The 17,427-nt window shown below is 65.6% G+C and carries 17 protein-coding genes; 8 read left to right on the top strand and 9 right to left on the bottom strand.

The genetic code is table 11. The annotated features are described in order from the left end of the window. Nucleotides 1-49: 49 nt before the first annotated feature. Nucleotides 50-724 (bottom strand): histidine phosphatase family protein, encoded by a 675-nt coding sequence (locus KVG96_RS06795; protein WP_217891330.1) that lies wholly within the window; start codon nt 722-724, stop codon nt 50-52. A 233-nt stretch (nt 725-957) separates the two neighbouring features. Here KVG96_RS06795 and KVG96_RS06800 point away from each other — a divergent pair, with 233 nt between their 5' ends. Then, nucleotides 958-1,656 (top strand): glutathione S-transferase family protein, encoded by a 699-nt coding sequence (locus tag KVG96_RS06800; protein ID WP_217891331.1) that lies wholly within the window; start codon nt 958-960, stop codon nt 1,654-1,656. 194 nt (nt 1,657-1,850) lie between these two features. Further along, nucleotides 1,851-2,825 (top strand): porphobilinogen synthase, encoded by a 975-nt coding sequence (gene hemB, locus KVG96_RS06805; RefSeq protein WP_217891332.1) that lies wholly within the window; start codon nt 1,851-1,853, stop codon nt 2,823-2,825. A 61-nt stretch (nt 2,826-2,886) separates the two neighbouring features. Here the strand turns inward: hemB and KVG96_RS06810 are convergent, their stop codons facing one another. Further along, a complete protein-coding gene (locus KVG96_RS06810; RefSeq protein WP_217891333.1) occupies nt 2,887-4,416 on the bottom strand; it encodes an FAD-dependent monooxygenase in 1,530 nt (509 codons plus the stop codon). A gap of 176 nt (nt 4,417-4,592) precedes the next feature. Here KVG96_RS06810 and KVG96_RS06815 point away from each other — a divergent pair, with 176 nt between their 5' ends. After that, nucleotides 4,593-5,681: a DUF1615 domain-containing protein gene (locus KVG96_RS06815; RefSeq protein ID WP_217891334.1), complete on the top strand. Its 1,089-nt coding sequence runs from the start codon at nt 4,593-4,595 to the stop codon at nt 5,679-5,681. 73 nt (nt 5,682-5,754) lie between these two features. On the opposite strand, the gene KVG96_RS06820 is transcribed toward KVG96_RS06815, so the two are convergent. After that, nucleotides 5,755-6,117: a hypothetical protein gene (locus KVG96_RS06820; RefSeq protein WP_217891335.1), complete on the bottom strand. Its 363-nt coding sequence runs from the start codon at nt 6,115-6,117 to the stop codon at nt 5,755-5,757. 226 nt (nt 6,118-6,343) lie between these two features. Here KVG96_RS06820 and KVG96_RS06825 point away from each other — a divergent pair, with 226 nt between their 5' ends. Continuing rightward, the gene (locus KVG96_RS06825; protein ID WP_217891336.1) at nt 6,344-6,967 is read left to right on the top strand and encodes a glutathione S-transferase N-terminal domain-containing protein; all 624 of its coding nucleotides are present in this window, start codon (nt 6,344-6,346) and stop codon (nt 6,965-6,967) included. A gap of 374 nt (nt 6,968-7,341) precedes the next feature. Here the strand turns inward: KVG96_RS06825 and KVG96_RS06830 are convergent, their stop codons facing one another. Then, nucleotides 7,342-7,782 (bottom strand): CBS domain-containing protein, encoded by a 441-nt coding sequence (locus KVG96_RS06830; RefSeq protein ID WP_085579584.1) that lies wholly within the window; start codon nt 7,780-7,782, stop codon nt 7,342-7,344. Between the two features lie 220 nt (nt 7,783-8,002). Between KVG96_RS06830 and KVG96_RS06835 the strand changes: the two genes are divergently transcribed. Then, entirely contained in the window at nt 8,003-10,363 is a 2,361-nt protein-coding gene (locus tag KVG96_RS06835; protein ID WP_217892449.1) for a DNA polymerase II, read from the top strand. Here the strand turns inward: KVG96_RS06835 and KVG96_RS06840 are convergent. From KVG96_RS06840 to KVG96_RS06850, 3 genes are all read right to left on the bottom strand, one after another. Next, nucleotides 10,328-10,798, bottom strand: a complete 471-nt coding sequence (locus tag KVG96_RS06840; protein ID WP_217891337.1) for a DUF1810 domain-containing protein — start codon at nt 10,796-10,798, stop codon at nt 10,328-10,330. The genes KVG96_RS06835 and KVG96_RS06840 overlap by 36 nt on opposite strands. A 29-nt stretch (nt 10,799-10,827) precedes the next feature. Further along, nucleotides 10,828-11,649 carry an aldo/keto reductase gene (locus tag KVG96_RS06845; RefSeq protein WP_217891338.1) on the bottom strand — a complete coding sequence of 274 codons (822 nt, stop codon included), beginning with the start codon at nt 11,647-11,649 and terminating at the stop codon, nt 10,828-10,830. Nucleotides 11,650-11,741: 92 nt separating this feature from the next. Further along, nucleotides 11,742-12,890: an aldose epimerase family protein gene (locus tag KVG96_RS06850; protein ID WP_217891339.1), complete on the bottom strand. Its 1,149-nt coding sequence runs from the start codon at nt 12,888-12,890 to the stop codon at nt 11,742-11,744. A gap of 273 nt (nt 12,891-13,163) precedes the next feature. On the opposite strand from KVG96_RS06850, the gene KVG96_RS06855 reads away from it, so the two are divergent. Together KVG96_RS06855 and KVG96_RS06860 are read left to right on the top strand one after the other, a co-directional pair. Further along, complete coding sequence (locus KVG96_RS06855; protein WP_217891340.1) at nt 13,164-13,901, top strand: hypothetical protein; 738 nt, start codon at nt 13,164-13,166, stop codon at nt 13,899-13,901. Between the two features lie 186 nt (nt 13,902-14,087). After that, entirely contained in the window at nt 14,088-14,873 is a 786-nt protein-coding gene (locus KVG96_RS06860; RefSeq protein ID WP_217891341.1) for a sulfite exporter TauE/SafE family protein, read from the top strand. Between the two features lie 24 nt (nt 14,874-14,897). Here the strand turns inward: KVG96_RS06860 and KVG96_RS06865 are convergent, their stop codons facing one another. Further along, a complete protein-coding gene (locus KVG96_RS06865) occupies nt 14,898-15,362 on the bottom strand; it encodes a GNAT family N-acetyltransferase (RefSeq protein WP_217891342.1) in 465 nt (154 codons plus the stop codon). Nucleotides 15,363-15,572: 210 nt separating this feature from the next. On the opposite strand from KVG96_RS06865, the gene KVG96_RS06870 reads away from it, so the two are divergent. Further along, nucleotides 15,573-16,142 (top strand): DUF4174 domain-containing protein, encoded by a 570-nt coding sequence (locus KVG96_RS06870; protein ID WP_217891343.1) that lies wholly within the window; start codon nt 15,573-15,575, stop codon nt 16,140-16,142. A gap of 75 nt (nt 16,143-16,217) precedes the next feature. Here the strand turns inward: KVG96_RS06870 and ampC are convergent, their stop codons facing one another. After that, entirely contained in the window at nt 16,218-17,384 is a 1,167-nt protein-coding gene (ampC, locus tag KVG96_RS06875; protein ID WP_217891344.1) for a class C beta-lactamase, read from the bottom strand. Nucleotides 17,385-17,427: the final 43 nt, after the last annotated feature.

Below are 17,427 nucleotides of genomic sequence, written 5' to 3' on the forward strand. Positions count from 1 at the left end.
GCCAGCCTGCAGGCGATGGCGTCAGTGGGGGCAGTGCAGGTTCGGGAACTCAGGTCGGGCAGGTGACCTTGCCGTTGTCCAGCCCCTGCTTGTAGCTGTGGCTCTGCAGGCTGGCCTTGCCGTTGTGCCAGGTCAGGGTCAGCACGTACAGCGAGTCGAAGTCCCCGGCGTCCCAGTCGTCGGTGATGGTCTGCCGCTCGCCCACGGCCTTGCCGGCCACCTTGTTGATCAGCTCCGGCAGGTAGCCGTGGGACCAGGCGGTGTAGATGGTCGCGTTGTGGTACTTGTCTTCGATCAGTTCCCGGGCCAGGTCGCTGGTGTCGTTGGCGGAGAACTCGATGTTCACCGGCAGGCCGAGCCGGATCGCGGCCGGGCTGATGGTCATCAGCGGGCGGATGTAGCTGTAGGCGTTGTCCAACTCGCCTTCCTCGACGTTGCGCGTGGGGTTGGCGGCGAACACGTAGTCGGCCTTGCCGAACTTCTCCGGCAGCAGGGTCGACAGTTCTATCGCCCGGTTCAGGCCCTGGCAGTTGAGCTGGCCCAGGCCGCCGGCGGGTTTTTCGGCGTGGCGCAGGAACACCAGGGTCTGTGTGCCGTCCACCGGTTGCGCGCGGCTTTCGCTGGACTCAAGGGAAAGGAACAGCGCACTGGCCGCCAGCAGGGAAGGCAGGGCCACGTAGGGGCGGTGCTTGAAGCGTTTGGCGAAACTCATCAGGTTCGTCATGGGCAAAGGATTCTTCAGCGGATTCGGTCAAGGCGGACAAGCCTGTGCACCTCGGGCTCCCAGCGCCGGGTGTGTTCCCTGTCTTCGATGGCGTTCCTTGCGAAGTGTGTGCGCTCAGAGTCCCCTGAAGCCCGGTTGGTTCGATCCGTGCCCCGGCAGCCTAACCACAAGATGTTACGGTTCGGCGGAGCCTCCATTATGATCGGGGCTTCAATTGTGACTGGATGCTTCCCATGACCGATCTGTCCGCGTTCCCGATCACCCGCAAATGGCCGGCGCAATGCCCCGACTGGATTCAGCTGTATTCCCTGCCGACTCCCAACGGCGTCAAGGTGTCGATCATGCTTGAAGAGATCGGCCTGCCCTACGAGCCGCACCGCGTGGGCTTCGACACCCAGGACCAGATGTCCCCGGAATTCCTGTCGCTGAACCCGAACAACAAAATCCCGGCGATCCTCGACCCCCACGGGCCGGACGACAAGCCGCTGCCGCTGTTCGAGTCCGGGGCGATCCTGATCTACCTCGCCGACAAGAGCGGCCAGCTGCTGGCCCACGAAGGCGCGTTGCGCTACGAAACGATCCAGTGGCTGATGTTCCAGATGGGCGGCATCGGCCCGATGTTCGGCCAACTCGGCTTCTTCAACAAATTCGGCGGCAAGGACTACGAAGACAAGCGCCCCCGCGACCGTTACGTCGAAGAGAGCCGGCGCCTGCTCAGCGTCCTCAACCAGCGTCTCGAGGGCCGCGACTGGATTATGGGCGAGCGCTACACCATCGCCGACATCGCCACGTTCCCGTGGGTGCGCAACCTGATCGGCTTCTACGAGGCGGGCGATCTGGTGGGCATCGGCAATTTCCCCAACGTCACCCGGGTGCTGGAGCGCTTCCTGGCGCGGCCGGCGGTGGTGCGCGGCCTCACGATTCCTTCCTGACGGTTGCCCTGCAGGAGCGAGCCTGCTCGCGATGACGGCCCTGACGTCACCGCAACGGGCTCGCTCCCACAGCCCATTGTTGCGCGCGCGGTAACGCACTCTTGATTGATCCAGGTTTGTACGCCGCCCTGCGCAAGGCATAAGCTTCGCCCCCTACGACTTTCGTCTCATCCGCCGTTTTCAGGAAAGGCCCCATGTCCAGTCAGTTCCCCGAAGCACGTCCACGCCGTCTGCGCCGCAATGCGAGCCTGCGCAGCCTGTTCCAGGAAACCGAATTCACCCTCAACGATCTGGTGCTGCCGATTTTCGTCGAGGAAGAGATCGACGACTTCGTGCCGATCAAGAGCATGCCCGGGGTGATGCGCATTCCCGAGCGCAAGCTGGCCGGCGAGATCGAGCGTTACGCCCGGGCCGGGATCAAGTCGGTGATGACGTTCGGCGTGTCCCACCACCTGGACGCCAGCGGCAGCGACACCTGGCGCGAGAACGGCCTGGTGTCGCGCATGTCGCGGATCGCCAAGGACGCCGTGCCGGAAATGATCGTGATGTCCGACACCTGCTTCTGCGAGTACACCGACCACGGCCATTGCGGCGTGATGCACAACCATGAAGTGGACAACGACCAGACCCTGATCAACCTCGGCAAGCAAGCCGTGGCCGCCGCCCGCGCCGGGGCCGACGTGATCGCGCCGTCGGCGGCGATGGACGGCCAGGTGCAGGCGATCCGCCGGGCGCTGGACGAGGCCGGGTTCGCCCAGACCGCGATCATGGCCTACTCGACCAAATTCGCCTCGGCCCTCTACGGCCCGTTCCGCGAGGCCGGCGGCAGCGCGCTCAAGGGCGACCGCAAGAGCTACCAGATGAACCCGATGAACCGCCGCGAAGCCCTGCGCGAATCGCTGCTGGACGAGCAGGAAGGCGCCGATGCGCTGATGGTCAAGCCGGCCGGCGCGTACCTGGACATCATCCGCGACATCCGCCAGGCCTCGAACCTGCCGCTGTCGGCGTACCAGGTCAGCGGCGAGTACGCGATGATCAAGTTCGGCGCCCAGGCCGGCGCCATCGACGAGGACCGTGTGGTGCGCGAAAGTCTCGGCGCGATCAAGCGGGCCGGTGCGGACCTGATCTTCACCTACTTCGCGATGGACCTGGCCCTGGCCGGGATCTGACCGATCCCGCCAGCCTGGATGTGGGCGCCGACGGCGTCAGTCCGGGCGCCGCCGGGCCGGGTCAGTTGAAGAACGGCCGGATCCCGTGATCGCGCAGGTAGCGCTCGATCACCTTCGGGTCGGCGCTGTTGTCGGCGACCGCCACGTAGGTGTCCGGGCGCAGCAGGTAGAAGCCGTTGCGCCCCAGGCCCGCCGCCTCGAAGGCCGGGCGCCAGTCGAACACGTGCAGCGGCAGGTTGTGGGCGTGGCACCAGGCGATCATCTCGTCGCTGGTGTCGCCGTACACATGCACCTGCCAGCCGGGGTGGCGCAGCGGTTCGTAGTTGTCGCCTTCACCGTCGTGGGCCCACGGCAGGCGGTCGCCGCCGTGCACATGGCCGGCCAGCCCTTCGCTCAGCGGCATGCCGCGGTAGTTGAGGGTGATCTGCGACACGGTGCGGAACAGGAACTCGCGGCTGGTCTCGAACGACGCCATTTTCGGGATCAGGAACGGCGCCAGCCGCGTGCGCAGCAAGTCGGCCATGCGCCCTTCGGCGGTGACGAAGCTGAACACCTTGTCGGTGGTCGACACCAGGCGCCGGGCGAAGGCGATGCGCTCGGTCTCGTAGCTGTCGAGCAGTTTGGGCGTGGCGCCGCCGCCGAGCACCGCCGCCAGCTTCCAGGCCAGGTTGATCGCATCGCCGATGCCGGTGTTCATGCCTTGGCCGCCGGCGGGGCTGTGCACGTGCGCCGCATCGCCGAGCAGGAACGCCCGGCCGCTGCGGAAGAACTCGGCCACCCGGTGATGCACCCGGTAGGTGGAGAACCAGTGGACGTCTTCGATGTGCACCTTGAGGTGCTCGATGGCGCGGCTGCTGACATCGGAGAACTGCAGGGTCTCAGCGCGCTCCGCCCGCTCGTCGCGCACGGTGCCGATCAGCCGCGCACGGCCTTCGCCGGCCAGCGGAAACACGGCGAGGAAGTCCGCTTCGTCCAGGTCCAGGTGCAACTCGCCGTTGAGCGCAGGACCGCTGGCCCGGACATCGGCGACGTAGAAAATCTGCTGGTAGGTGCCGCCGGGGAACCCGCTGTCCAGGGTCTTGCGCACCACCGAACGGGCGCCGTCGCACCCGGCCAGGTAGCAGGCCTGGCAGGTTTCCTGTTCGCCGTCGGGCAGGCGCAGCCGGGCGGTGATGCCATCGCCGGTTTCCTCGAAACTTTCCAGGGTGGTGTTGCGTTCGACGGTCACGCCGTAGTCTTCCAGGCGTTCGATCAGCAGCTGTTCGTGTTCGTCCTGCGGGTAGATCTCCAGGAACGCATAAGGCGTCAGGCCTTCGCCGATGCGGTGCAGCGGCAACTGCGCCACAGGCTTGCCCTTGACCCAGAAATTGGCCGCCTGCACCCGGTGGCCGCTGCGCACCACGGCGTCGGCCAGGTCCAGCTGGCGGTACAGCTCCAGGGTGCGCGCCTGCACCGCCAGCGCCCGGGAGGTGGTGCCGGGGGCGGAGGTCTTGTCGATGATGCGCACGCGCACCGCCAGTTTGCTCAGCCACAGGGCCAGCACCAGACCGGTGGGGCCGGCGCCGATGATCAGTACGTCGCTGCGGTTCATGGCGGTTCTCCCAGGCAGGTGCAACGGCAAGTATGGATCAGCCGGGGAGGGTGGCCAGTCGGGCTGCTCAACGGAATCCGGCCGGGGCCCTGTGGCGAGGGAGCAAGCGCCCTCGCCACGGAACGGGGCAGAATGCCGGGAGTCATAGCCTGCACCGGATCCTTGGACTGAACCTTATGCCCACCTTTCGAATGCTCGTCGGTCTTGCCGTCTTGGCGGTGCTCGCCGGTTGCGCCGGCCAGCGCGGCGAAGGGCCGGCCGCACGCTCGCCGGCCGAGGTCAAGGCGCAGATCGTGCGGCTGCTGCCGGCCGGCACGGCCGACCGTCAGGGCTGGGCCACCGACATCTATGCGGCGTTCGCCGCCCAGAACCTCGACCCGAGCACCGCCAACCTGTGTTCGGTGCTGGCGGTGGCCGAGCAGGAATCGACCTTCCAGGCGGATCCACCGGTGCCGGGCCTGGGCAAGATCGCCCGTGACGAAATCGACCGCCGTGCCGGCAAGGCCCACATTCCGGGGCTGCTGGTCAGCGCGGCGCTGGCGGTGCGCTCGCCGAACGGCAAGACCTACAGCGAACGCTTGAGCGCCGCCCGCAGCGAAAAGGAACTGAGCGGTATCTTCGATGACTTCATCGGCATGGCGCCGATGGGCCGCACACTGTTCGGCGGCTTCAACCCGGTGCACACCGGCGGGCCGATGCAGGTGAGCATCGAATTCGCCGAGCGGCACGCCAAGGACTATCCCTATCCGGTGGACGGGACGATCCGCCGCGAGGTGTTCAGTCGCCGGGGCGGCATGTACTTCGGCATCGCCCACTTGCTGGGGTATCCGGTGAGCTACCGCGAGCCGCTGTACCGCTTCGCCGACTTCAACGCCGGTTGGTACGCCAGCCGCAACGCGGCGTTCCAGAATGCGGTGAGCCGCGCGTCAGGCATCCCGCTGGCGCTGGACGGCGACCTGATCCGGCCGGGGTCGATCATGCCCGGCAGCACGGAGCTGGCCGTGCGGGCGCTGGGCAAGTCATTGGACATGCGCAATCCGGTGATCCGTGAGCAACTGGAGAAGGGCGACACGCTGGGATTTGAAGACACCCGGGTGTACCGACGGGTGTTCGAGCTGGCGGAGCGGGCCGAGGGCAAGCCGCTGCCCCGTGCGGTGTTGCCGGGGATCGTGCTGCAGAGCCCGAAGATCACCCGCAAACTGACCACCGCGTGGTTCGCCAAACGGGTGGACAAGCGCTACCGGCGCTGCATGGCCAAGCAATGAAAAACCGAAAGGCATAAAAAAACCCGGCTGACGGAGCCGGGTTTTTTCTGGGCTGTTGCGGTGAGGCGAAGCATCAGGCCACGCGACGTTCGATCAGACGATCCGAACCGCCTTCGGCGACGCGGCGTTCCAGCAGGCGATCCGAACCGCCTTCGGCGACGCGACGTTCCAGCAGGCGGTCCGAGCCACCTTCGGCGACGCGGCGCTCCAGCAGACGGTCCGAACCGCCTTCGGCGACGCGGCGTTCCAGCAGACGGTCCGAGCCACCTTCGGCGACGCGGCGTTCCAGCAGACGATCCGAACCACCTTCGGCCAAACGGCTTTCGATCAGTTTGTCCGAGCCGCCTTCGGCGACCGTCGTGTGGGCGGAAGGGGCTGCAACAGCGTTCAGTGCAAGTACCGAGAAAGCGATGCCGAGGATGGTTTGGCGTTTCATGATCGTGTGCTCCAGAGGGTGTTGTCGGTTGGTATGGAGCTGATGTTACGCCCGGGATTTTTTAAGAGAACTTCATTGCCGTGATGGTGGACATCGACGCCGATGATGGTTTGGCGCACGGGCCGTCGGTCAGCGTGATGGGGCCGCATCCGTTCGGGGGCGGCGTTATTCGCCGGGCCTTCTACACTGCAAGCGTGAAGCGCAACCGGCAGCCTTGGGAGGGCGCATGTATCAACTGTACGGGCACAGGAATTCGGGCGCGGCGGCCATCGAGGCGGCGCTGGAGCTGTGCCAGATCGCTTACCGTTTCATCGACGTCGAGGCCAGCAGCGAGGCGGCCCAGGAGTTGGCCCGGCTCAACCCGCTGAAGCAGATCCCGACCCTGCAGTTGCCGGACGGCCGCGTCATCACCGAAAGCGCGGCGATCCTGGTGCACCTGGGCCTGAGCTTTCCGGAGTCCGGCCTGCTGCCGGCCGACGCCGCCGACCGCGACCAGGCGATCCGCGGCATGGTGTACATCGTCAGCAATTGCTATGCGGCCATCGGCGTCATCGATTACCCGGAACGCTGGCTGGTGATGCCGGACGAGGCCTCGCGGCAGAACCTGATGGCCGGCGCCCGCGAGCGGCTGCACTGGACGTGGGAGGTGTTCGCCGACCTGTTTTCCGCCGAGCTGTACCTGGACGACGAAAAGCCGGGGGCGCTGGATCTGCTGGCGGCGGTGGTGACCCGCTGGGCCGGTTCCCGCGAGCATCTGCGCCAGGCCCGCCCCGGCTTCCATGCCTGGCTGGCGCGCATCGATCGCCATCCCGTGCTGGCCCCGGTGTTTGCGCGGCACTGGCCCGCCTGAACGGGTGGGCTTGCCTGCCGACGACTGCGGTGGCAGACCCGCCGCCATCGCGGGCAAGCCCGCTCCCACAGTGGCTGCGGGTGTCGCAGTATCTATGTTCACCACAAAAACCTGTGGGAGCTGCGGTGCGACGATTCGACTTGCCAGCGACGAGGCCGGTACAGGCGCCATCACTGTTGCCTGACCCACCGCCATCGCGGGCAAGCCCGCTCCCACAGTGGCTGCGGGTGTCCGCAGTATCTATGTTCACCACAAAAACCTGTGGGAACTGCGGTGCGACGATTCGACTTGCCAGCGATGAGGCCGGCACTGCCGGCATCAGTGGTGGCTGATCCACCGCCATCGCCGGCAGGCTGGCTCTCACCGTGGAGGGCTCATTCCCCGCGGATGTAGCTCTCCAGCTGCCGGATCAGGTCCGCCTGTTCGGCCAAGGCTTCCTTGACCAGGTCACCGATGGACAGCAGGCCGATCAATTGGCCATTCTCCACCACCGGCAGGTGGCGCAGGCGTTTGTCAGACATGATGCCCAGGCAGGTGTCGACGGTCTGGTGGGTGTCCACGGTGATCACCGGCGACACCATGATGTCGCGCACCGGCGTGCCCACCGACGAGCGTCCCTTGAGCACCAGCTTGCGCGCGTAGTCGCGCTCGCTGATGATCCCCTCGACCCGGCCGTCCTTGACCACCAGCAACGCACCGACGTTCTTCGCGGCCATGTCCATCAGGGCCTGCAGCACCATGTCGTCCGGCGAGATGGTGTGCACTTTCTGGTTTTTCTCATCTTTGAGCTTGAGCAGCTGGGCGACGGTCTTCATGGCGGTTACTCAGGGGTTGTCGTTGTTGTTCCTGAAGCATCGTAGACGCCGGCGCGCAGGGCAAGGCCGCAAAACGGCAGATAACACGCAAAAAACGTCATTCGGCAAAAAAATGCCGGTTCTGCCGGTGTGGCGGGGGCGTTCCGGGAAACGGGAGCAAGCTCCCTCGCCACGGGCCGGGTAGAATGGCCGCCAGATTCCGTTTCACGAGGTTGCAGTGGTGGATGTACAGCAGGGCTTCGTCCTGACCCGGCATTGGCGCGACACCCCGGCCGGCACCGAAGTCGAGTTCTGGCTGGCGACCGACGCCGGCCCGCGCCGCGTGCGCCTGCCGCACCAGCCGTCGGTGGCGTTCATCCCTGCCGAACAGCGCGGGCAGGCCGAGCGTGTGCTGGCGGACGAAAAGAACGTCGAACTGCGTCCCCTGGCCCTGCAGGATTTCGAACACCGCCCGGTGCTGGGGCTGTATTGCCGGCAGCACGGCCAGCTGATGCGCCTGGAGACCGCGCTCAACCGCGCCGGCGTCGACGTGTTCGAAGCCGACGTGCGTCCGCCCGAACGCTACCTGATGGAGCGCTTCATCACCGCGCCGGTGCGGTTCGGCGGCACGCCGGACGCCGATGGCGTGCTGACCGACGCCCATCTCAAGCCCGCGCCCGGCTATCGGCCCACGTTACGGCTGGTGTCGCTGGACATCGAGACCACCGAGCAGGGCGAGCTGTATTCCGTTGCCCTGGAAGGCTGCGGCGAACGGCAGGTGTACATGCTCGGCGCACCGAACGGCGATGGCAGCGCCGTTGACTTCGACCTCGAATACTGCGACTCGCGCACCCTGATCCTGAAGAGACTCAACGACTGGTTCGCCCGCCACGACCCCGACGCGATCATCGGCTGGAACCTGGTGCAGTTCGACTTGCGCATCCTCCACGAACACGCCCGGCGCCTGGGCGTGCCGCTCAAGCTGGGGCGCGGCGGGGAGGAGATGCAGTGGCGCGAACATGGCAGCCGCACCCATTTCTTCGCCTCGGCGGCGGGGCGGCTGATCATCGACGGCATCGAGTCGTTGCGCTCGGCGACCTGGAGCTTTCCCTCGTTCAGCCTGGAGAACGTCGCCCAGACCCTGCTCGGCGAGGGCAAGTCCATCGACAACCCGTACCAGCGCATGGACGAAATCAACCGCATGTTCGCCGAGGACAAGCCGTCGCTGGCCAAGTACAACCTCAAGGACTGCGAGCTGGTCACGCGGATCTTCGCCAAGACCGACCTGCTGGACTTCCTGCTGGAGCGCGCCAGCGTCACCGGCCTGCCGGCCGACCGCAGCGGCGGCTCGGTGGCGGCGTTCACCCATCTGTACATGCCGCTGATGCACCGCCAGGGCTTCGTGGCGCCGAACCTGGGCACCAACCCGCCTCAGGCCAGCCCCGGCGGCTTCGTCATGGACTCGCGGCCGGGGCTGTACGAGTCGGTGCTGGTGCTGGACTACAAGAGCCTGTACCCGTCGATCATCCGCACGTTCCTGATCGACCCGGTGGGCCTGATCGAGGGCCTGCGCCAGCCCGGCGACGCCGAGTCCGTGCCGGGCTTTCGCGGCGCGCGGTTTTCCCGCACACGGCATTGCCTGCCGTCCATCGTGGCGCGGGTCGCCGAGGGTCGGGAACAGGCCAAGCGCGAGCGCAACGCGCCGCTGTCCCAGGCGCTGAAGATCATCATGAACGCCTTTTACGGCGTGCTCGGTTCCAGCGGCTGCCGGTTCTTCGATACGCGGCTGGCGTCGTCGATCACCCTGCGCGGCCACGAAATCATGCTGCGCACCCGCCAGTTGATCGAAGCCCATGGCCACGCGGTGATCTACGGCGACACCGACTCCACCTTCGTCTGGTTGCGCCGGCCCCACGGCCAGGAAGAGGCGGCGCAGATCGGCCGGGCGCTGGTGCAGTCCGTCAACGACTGGTGGCGCGGGCACGTGCGTGAGCAGTACGGGCTGGAGAGCGCCCTGGAGCTGCAGTTCGAGACCCATTACAAACGCTTCCTGATGCCGACCATCCGCGGTGCCGAGGAGGGCAGCAAAAAGCGCTACGCCGGCCTGGTGACCCGGCCCGACGGCCGCGAGGAAATGGTCTACAAGGGCCTGGAGACCGTGCGCACCGACTGGTCGCTGCTGGCCCGCCAGTTCCAGCAGGAACTGTACGAACGGATTTTCCGGCGCGAGCCCTATCAGGATTACGTGCGCGAGTACGTGCGCCAGACCCTGGCCGGCGCGTTCGACGACCGGCTCGTCTACCGCAAGCGCCTGCGCCGCACCCTCGACGACTACGAGCGCAACGTCCCGCCCCATGTGCGCGCCGCGCGCCTGGCCGACGACTACAACGCGCAGCACGGCCGGCCCCGGCAGTACCAGAACGGCGGCTGGATCAGCTACGTCATCACCCTGGCCGGCCCCGAGCCGCTGGAGGCGCGCCGGGCGGCCATCGACTATGACCACTACATCACCCGCCAGCTGCAACCGGTGGCGGACGCGATCCTGCCGTTTGTCGACGACGATTTCTCAACCCTGGTCGGGGGGCAGATGGGCTTGTTTTGAGTCGAGCAGCTGCAGCGTCCATTCGTCCTGGATGCCATGGAAATAGCGCTCCAGGGCTTGATGGAACACGCTGCCGGCGTCGGTGAACTGGGCGAAGAGGGTGGTCGAGGAATGGAACTTCAGGTCGTCCGGATGCCCGAAGATCTGCGCCACCGAGCGCTGCGGAACGTTGAGCACCAACTGCGTGCAGGTGCGCAGCCGGGCGCCGAGCAGGTCATGGGCCAGATAGGCCCGAGCCTCGGCCGCCGAACCGATGGCGAAACGCCGGGACATTTCGCTGCCGCCGAGCCCGGCGAACTGCGGGAAGACGAACCACATCCAGTGGCTGCGCTTGTGGCCGTCGTCGAGCTCGCGCTGCACCCGCTCGAACACCGGATCCTGGGCCTGGACGAAACGTTTCAGGTTGAACGGGTCGTACTGATCTGTGCTTCTCATGCCGAAGCCCTCGGCCAGTCGGTGGTGGCTCAGACCATGGCCAGCCGCCGCTTGCGGTGTGGCGCCTGAAACACCCGGTCCAGCGCCGCCAGATCCCCGGCGTCCAGTTGAAGCTGCGCCGCCTGTGCATTGAGTCGCACGTGCTCCGGGCGCACGGCCTTGGGGATCGCAATCACACCATCCTGACGCAGAATCCACGCCAGCGAAACCTGTGCGGGGGTGACGCCGTGACGAGCGGCGATCTCTTGCAGCACAGGCTCGGCCAGCAGCGCGCCGCCCTGGCCGATCGGGCAGTACGCCATCAGCGGCATGCGCTGATGCTGGCACCACGGCAGCAGGTCGAATTCGATGCCGCGTTCCTCCAGGTTGTACAGCACCTGATTGGTGGCGCAGGTCGGCACCGACAGTTCCTCCAGGTCATCCACGTCGAAGTTCGACACGCCCCAGCGGCCGATCTTGCCGTCCTCGCGCAGGCGCTCGAAGGCCTCGACGGTTTCCTCCAGCGGATACTGGCCGCGCCAATGCAGCAGATAGAGGTCGATGCGCTCGGTGCCGAGGCGGCGCAGGCTGCGCTCGCAGGCCTGGGGAACGCCTTTGCGGCTGGCGTTGTGCGGGTAGACCTTGCTCACCAGGAACACCTGATCGCGCAGGCCGGCGATGGCTTCGCCCACCACGGTTTCGGCGCCGCCTTCGCCGTACATCTCGGCGGTGTCGATCAGGTTCATGCCCTGCTCGATGCCGGAGCGCAACGCCGCCACCTCGCTGCGGTGCGCCGAGCGGTCTTCGCCCATGCGCCAGGTGCCTTGGCCGATCACCGGCACCGGTACGCCGGCGAGTTCGAGTGTACGCATGCAAACCTCCTGTTCTTGAGCGGTCGGGACTTTGGTTGGTCAGCAGGATAGCCCAACCTGATCCGGCAGGAGGTCTGCGGCGGGGATCCGCCTTACTGCGCCGAGAACCGGAACACGACCGATTGGGTGTAGGTCTGGCCGGGATCCAGCCGTGTGCTGGGGAAGCCTTTCTGGTTCGGCGAATCCGGATAGTGCTGGGTCTCCAGGGTGAACGCACCCCAGTGCGGGTACGCCTTGCCGCCCTTGCCCTTGACGGTGCCGTCGAGGAAGTTGCCGGTGTAGAACTGCACCCCCGGCTCGCTGGTGTACAGCTGCAAGCGGCGGCCGGAGTGCGGGTCGCTGACCTCGGCGGCCGGTTTGGCCAGGTCGCCCTTGGCGTCCAGCACCCAGTTGAAGTCGAAGCCGCCCTGGTTCGGTTCGGCGAACGTGAGCTGCGGATGGTCGGCCTTGATGCGTTGGCCGATGGCGGTGGCCTGGGTGAAGTCCATGGGCGTGCCTGCCACCGGCGCCCGTTCGCCGGTGGGGATGAGCTTGGCGTCGATCGGCGTGTAATGGCTGGCATGCAGGGTGGCGAGTTGCTTGAGGACGTCGCCGTTGCCTGCGCCGGCCAGGTTGAAGTAACTGTGGTTGGTCAGGTTGATTACCGTGGGTTTGTCGGTGGTGGCCTTGTAGTCGATGCGCAGTTCGTTGGCGTCGGTGAGGCGGTAGGTCACTTCGGTGGTGAGGTTGCCGGGGAAACCCATTTCGCCGTCCGCCGACAGGTAGGTCAGGGTCACGCCCACCGAATCCTTGTCTTTCGTCTCGCGGGCCTTCCAGACCTTCTTGTCGAACCCCTGGGGGCCGCCGTGCAGGGCGTTGGTCTTGTCGTTCTGCGGCACCTGGTAGCGCTGGCCGTCAAGCTCGAACGCACCGTCGGCCAGACGGTTGCCGAAACGGCCGATGGTCGCGCCGAAGTACGCGGTGCCGCGCTGGTAGCCTTGCACATCGTCGAAGCCGAGCACGATGTCATCGAGCTTGCCGTGGCGGTCCGGCACCCGCAGCGCCTGCAGGGTGGCGCCGTAGGTGATGACGGTCGCCTGCATGCCGTGGCGGTTGCGCAAGATGTATTGCTCGACGGGGGTGCCGTCATCGGTCTTGCCGAAGGCTTTGTGTTCGCCGTAAAGGCCGGCGGCGTGGGCGGGCAGGGTCGTGAGCATCAGGGACAGTCCGAGGCCGGGGAGCAGGTGACGGGATTGAAGCATGGTGACCTTCCTTTTTGTTGTTTTGGCGGTGGCGTCAAACGGTGAAGGCTTTCGCTGAAATCGCTTATTTAGTCATACTAAATAAGCGTGGACTTAGATTTATAGTCGTAGAAATGAGTTAGTCCAATTAAAAGTCTGACTAGAATGCGTGGCGCGACATGCCAAAGGTCGGTTGGTCGATGCGGGCATCGCACTTTTGCCCGATCCCCGGCTCTATGCAGGGGCAGGTTGCGGCGAGCCCCGTCGCGCAGGAACGAGACTGCCGAAGCATTGATGACCCGTTTGTTCGCCCTTATCCAACGCCCGTGCCTGTTGCTGGCCTGCCTGGCGACGCCGCTGCTCGGCGGTTGCAGCCACCAGGACGGCAACGGTTTCATCAGCCAGATCCGCGATGGCCAACCCCAGGAATTCCTCCAGACCAGCGTCGACCGCATGGCCACCCTGGCCATGCGCGACAACCTCAACAGCCTCTACCGATTGATGGGCAAGCTGTACCTGCGCAACCCCGACGAGCTGCGCAAGTCCGGTTTCCTGAACATCGGCGTTGCCGTCAAACAGGTGCGGCTGGCCATCGAGCAGCAACAGCCGCTGCCGGTGCTGGGCGGCCGCAAGGACCTGGCGGCGCTGAGCTATGCCATGAGCCCGGAGTTTCTCGGCGACCGGGTCGGCGCGTTCATCTACGCCATCGGCAGCATGCTGGTCACCGCCCACGGCAACCGCACCGAGTTCTACATGACCGACGCGATCAACCCGACCTTCGTCCACAACGCTGCGCGCAACATCGAGAAGGCCACGTGGATCCTGGCCCAGCGGCAGAACAAGGAAGGCCAGCCTCTGCTGTTCTCCAACGAGATCTCGGAGGAGGGCAGCAACCTGAGCTTCGCCACCGAGTTCGGCAAGATCGTGGCGCGCCTGGATCTGCTGACCCAGATGCTCGACGAGCGCTACCGGCGCATCGGCCTGAACTATGCGCAGAGCTTGCTGTTCCTGAATTTCCTGCCGGTGCAATAGAGCGGCTGCCCCCCAGGCGCGAAAGCGGTGTGTCAGATTGCGATGATGTGGCTGACACGGCGTCATCGCGAGCAGGCTCGCTCTCACATAAATGGCATAACGATAGATCCCATCGATATAGGGAGTTATAAGAAAACTCGCTATGCTGCGGGCCATATTTTTCCTGTGGTTTTTCTGGGCGTCTTCATGGAATTGGCAAATTTCGGCCTGGTGGTTGCCGGGCTGGTGGTGGGGTTCATCGTCGGCATGACCGGTGTCGGCGGCGGTTCGCTGATGACGCCGATCCTGCTGTGGTTCGGCATCAACCCGGCCACGGCGGTGGGCACCGACCTGCTGTACGCCGCCATCACCAAGTCCAGCGGCGTGCTGGTGCACAAGAAAAACAACAACATCGACTGGGCCATCACCGGATGGCTGACCCTCGGCAGCGTGCCGGCGGTGGCGATGACGCTGTGGTTCCTCAGCACCCTGCACGCCGCGCCGGACGCGATGAACGCGATCATCAAGCAGGCCCTGGGCTTCGTGCTGTTCGCCACGGCGCTGGCGATCCTGTTCAAGAAGCGTCTGCTGGAGTTCGCCCACAAGCGTGCCGGCGGCAACTACAACCCAAGCGGTGCGCGCCTCAACGCCATGACCGTGGTCACCGGGCTGATCCTCGGCACCATGGTCGCGCTGACCTCCATCGGTGCCGGCGCCCTGGGCACCGTCGCGCTGTTCATCCTTTATCCGCTGCTGCCGACCCGCCGCCTGGTCGGCACCGAAATCGCCCACGCCGTGCCGTTGACCCTGGTCGCCGGCCTCGGCCACGCCAGCATGGGCAACATGGACTGGGGCGTGCTGGGCTTTCTGCTGATGGGCTCGCTGCCGGGGATCTGGCTGGGCAGCCACCTGACCGGCCGCGTCTCCGATGAGCTGCTGCGGCCGTGCCTGGCGACCATGCTGGTGCTGATCGGCTACAAGCTGGCGTTCTGACCGCGCAGCGAAACCGCGGCGGCCTCAACGGGTGACGGCGTACTTCATCAGCGTCACCGGCAGCCCGTCATAGTCCAGCTCTTCGACCACCTCCCAGCCCAGTCGCGCATACAGCGATTGCGAGGCGTCGGTGTACAGGAACAGTTCCGGCACGCCCAGCGCGGCGGCCTCTTCGACGATGCGCTTGACCAGTTGCGAAGCGATGCCGCGGCCCCGGTGTTCGGCCTTCACGTAAACCCCGGCCAGCCAGGGCGTCAGTTGCGGGCGCAGGTCCAGGTCGCTGTCGATCAGCAGGGCGCCGCCGAGCAACGTCCCGTCTTCGATGGCCACCACCACGCTGGGCACCGCGCCTTTGCCGCAGGCCGCCCGCATGCGTTCGGTGCGGGCTTCGAGCGTATCGCCGGGCCGGTAGTGGCCCCATTCCTTGAAATTGAGCTCGGCCAGTTCCCCGATCAGTTGGGGGTGGTCGCACAGGTAATCGATCTGCATGCCGCTTGAACTCCTTTTCATGGGGGCAGCGGACACCCTAATGCGGTCATGCCCCGTAATCAAATTCACGTCGGGGCTGGCGCCGTGCGGTTGCGCAATGTCGGCCCTGTCCTAAGCTTGGGACATGGCGAAACACTTTTACCGGGGCCGACCCGGAACGATCGCCATGGTGCGCAATCAGTAGAGCGTGGATATCAAAAGGAGATGCGCATGCTCATCAGGTCACTGACCCTGACAATCTTGCTGGCGTTCGCCGGCCCCCTGTTCGCCGCCGCCGACAGCGACTCCCCGTTGGACATCGACAAGGGGCGCGCCCGGCCACTGATCGTGATCACCTCCAGCACCGTCGACTCCGAATGGCTGCGCCTGAAGAAGTCCCTGGAGGATCCGGCCAACAAGCAAGGCGTCAGCGACCGCAACATCCGCGTCTATACCGTGCTGAACATGTCCGGCCAGCTCGACGGCAAGGATCTCGGCCAGCAGGACACCATGGCCCTGATCCGCGCCCTGAAGCTCGGCGCAGGCGCATTGCCCAAGGTGATCCTGGTGGGCAAGGACGGCGAGAAGAAGCTGGAGAGTTCGGGGGACGACACCAAGACGGTGGACCTGAAGAAGATCTTCGACACCATCGATGCATTGCCGGCCGCCGAGAAGGAAATGACCGCGACGGTGGTCACCGCACCGACCGCCACGGAACCGGCCCCGGCCAAAGGCGCCAAGGGCGCCAAACCTGCGAAGCCGGCCAAACCGGCCAAGCCGCCGGAGCAGCCGGATGATTGAGGGGCATCTTGTGATGCCGAAACGAAAACGGGCGACCTTAAATAGGTCGCCCGTTTTTTTTTTTTGCCTTGGGCGTTACTCGGTCAGCGCGCCGAGGATCTTGTGCGCCATCTTCACCCGTTCCGGAATCGGGTAGTTGCGGTTCGCCAGGATCACGATCCCGACCTTCTTCGACGGCACGAACGCCACGTACGCGCCGTAACCGCCGGTGGAGCCGGTCTTGTTGATCAGTACGTTTGCCGGTTCGGGCTGCGGCGGGTTGAGCCAGTTGACCTTGTGCGCCTCCATGGCCATCGGCGTCGAATTGCCGGCCAGCAGGCGGTCGAGGCTGATCGGGTAGGCGTAGCGTTCCCAGCCCAGGCCCTGGGTCATGTCGCCGACGGTGTAGTAGCCGGTGTGGGTGAGGGCGATGGCTTTTTGCAGCGGCGTTTCGAGTCTGGCGGTGTCGAGGTTGGCTTCGACGTAGTGCAGCAGGTCCGCGGCGCTGGTCTTCACGCCGTAGGCTTCGGAGTCGAGTGCGCCGGGGGTGACCCGAACCGGTCGGTCGTTCTTGTCGTAGCCCTGGGCGTAGAGCTTCTGTTCAGACGCGGGCACCGACAGGAAGGTGTGCTTGAGTCCGAGCTTCGGCAGCAGGGTATCGGTCATGGCCCGGTCGAACGGCTGGCCGAGGCTCTTGGCCGCCAGATAACCGAACAGGCCGATGCTCGGGTTGGAGTACAGGCGATGGCTGCCGGCGGGATAGGTGGGTTGCCACTGTCGGTAATAGCCGAGCATCTTGTCGGAGGAGTCTGCGGCGGCCGGGAATTGCAGCGGCAGGCCGCCGGCGCTGTAGGTGCCCAGTTGCAGCAGGCTGATGGTGTCGAAGGCGCTGCCTTCGAGTGCCGGCCAGTGCTGGCTGGCCTTGTCGGAGAAGGCCAGTTTTCCGTTGGCCTGGGCGTAGGCGGCGAGGGTGGCGGTGAAGGTCTTGCTCACCGAACCGATCTCGAACAGGGTGTTTTCGCTCACCGGTTGCCCGGACTTTTTGTCGGCGACACCGTAGTTAAAGTAATGCGCTTTGCCATCGACGGTCACGGCGACGGCCAGGCCCGCGATGTTCTCTTGCTGCATGACCGGCGTCACGCTGGCATCTACCAGGGCGTGCAGCGGGTCGTCGGCTTGAGGGGCAGCCAGGCAGCTGGCGGCGCTGAAGAAAAGTCCGCAAGCGCTGAAAGACTTGAGTTTGTTCAGGTTGATCGATGGCATGGTTGAACCACTCTCCATGAGTGCTGATGGTGTTATCCCGCTA

The organism is Pseudomonas ekonensis (assembly GCF_019145435.1).
Taxonomy (GTDB): Bacteria; Pseudomonadota; Gammaproteobacteria; order Pseudomonadales; family Pseudomonadaceae; genus Aquipseudomonas; species Aquipseudomonas ekonensis.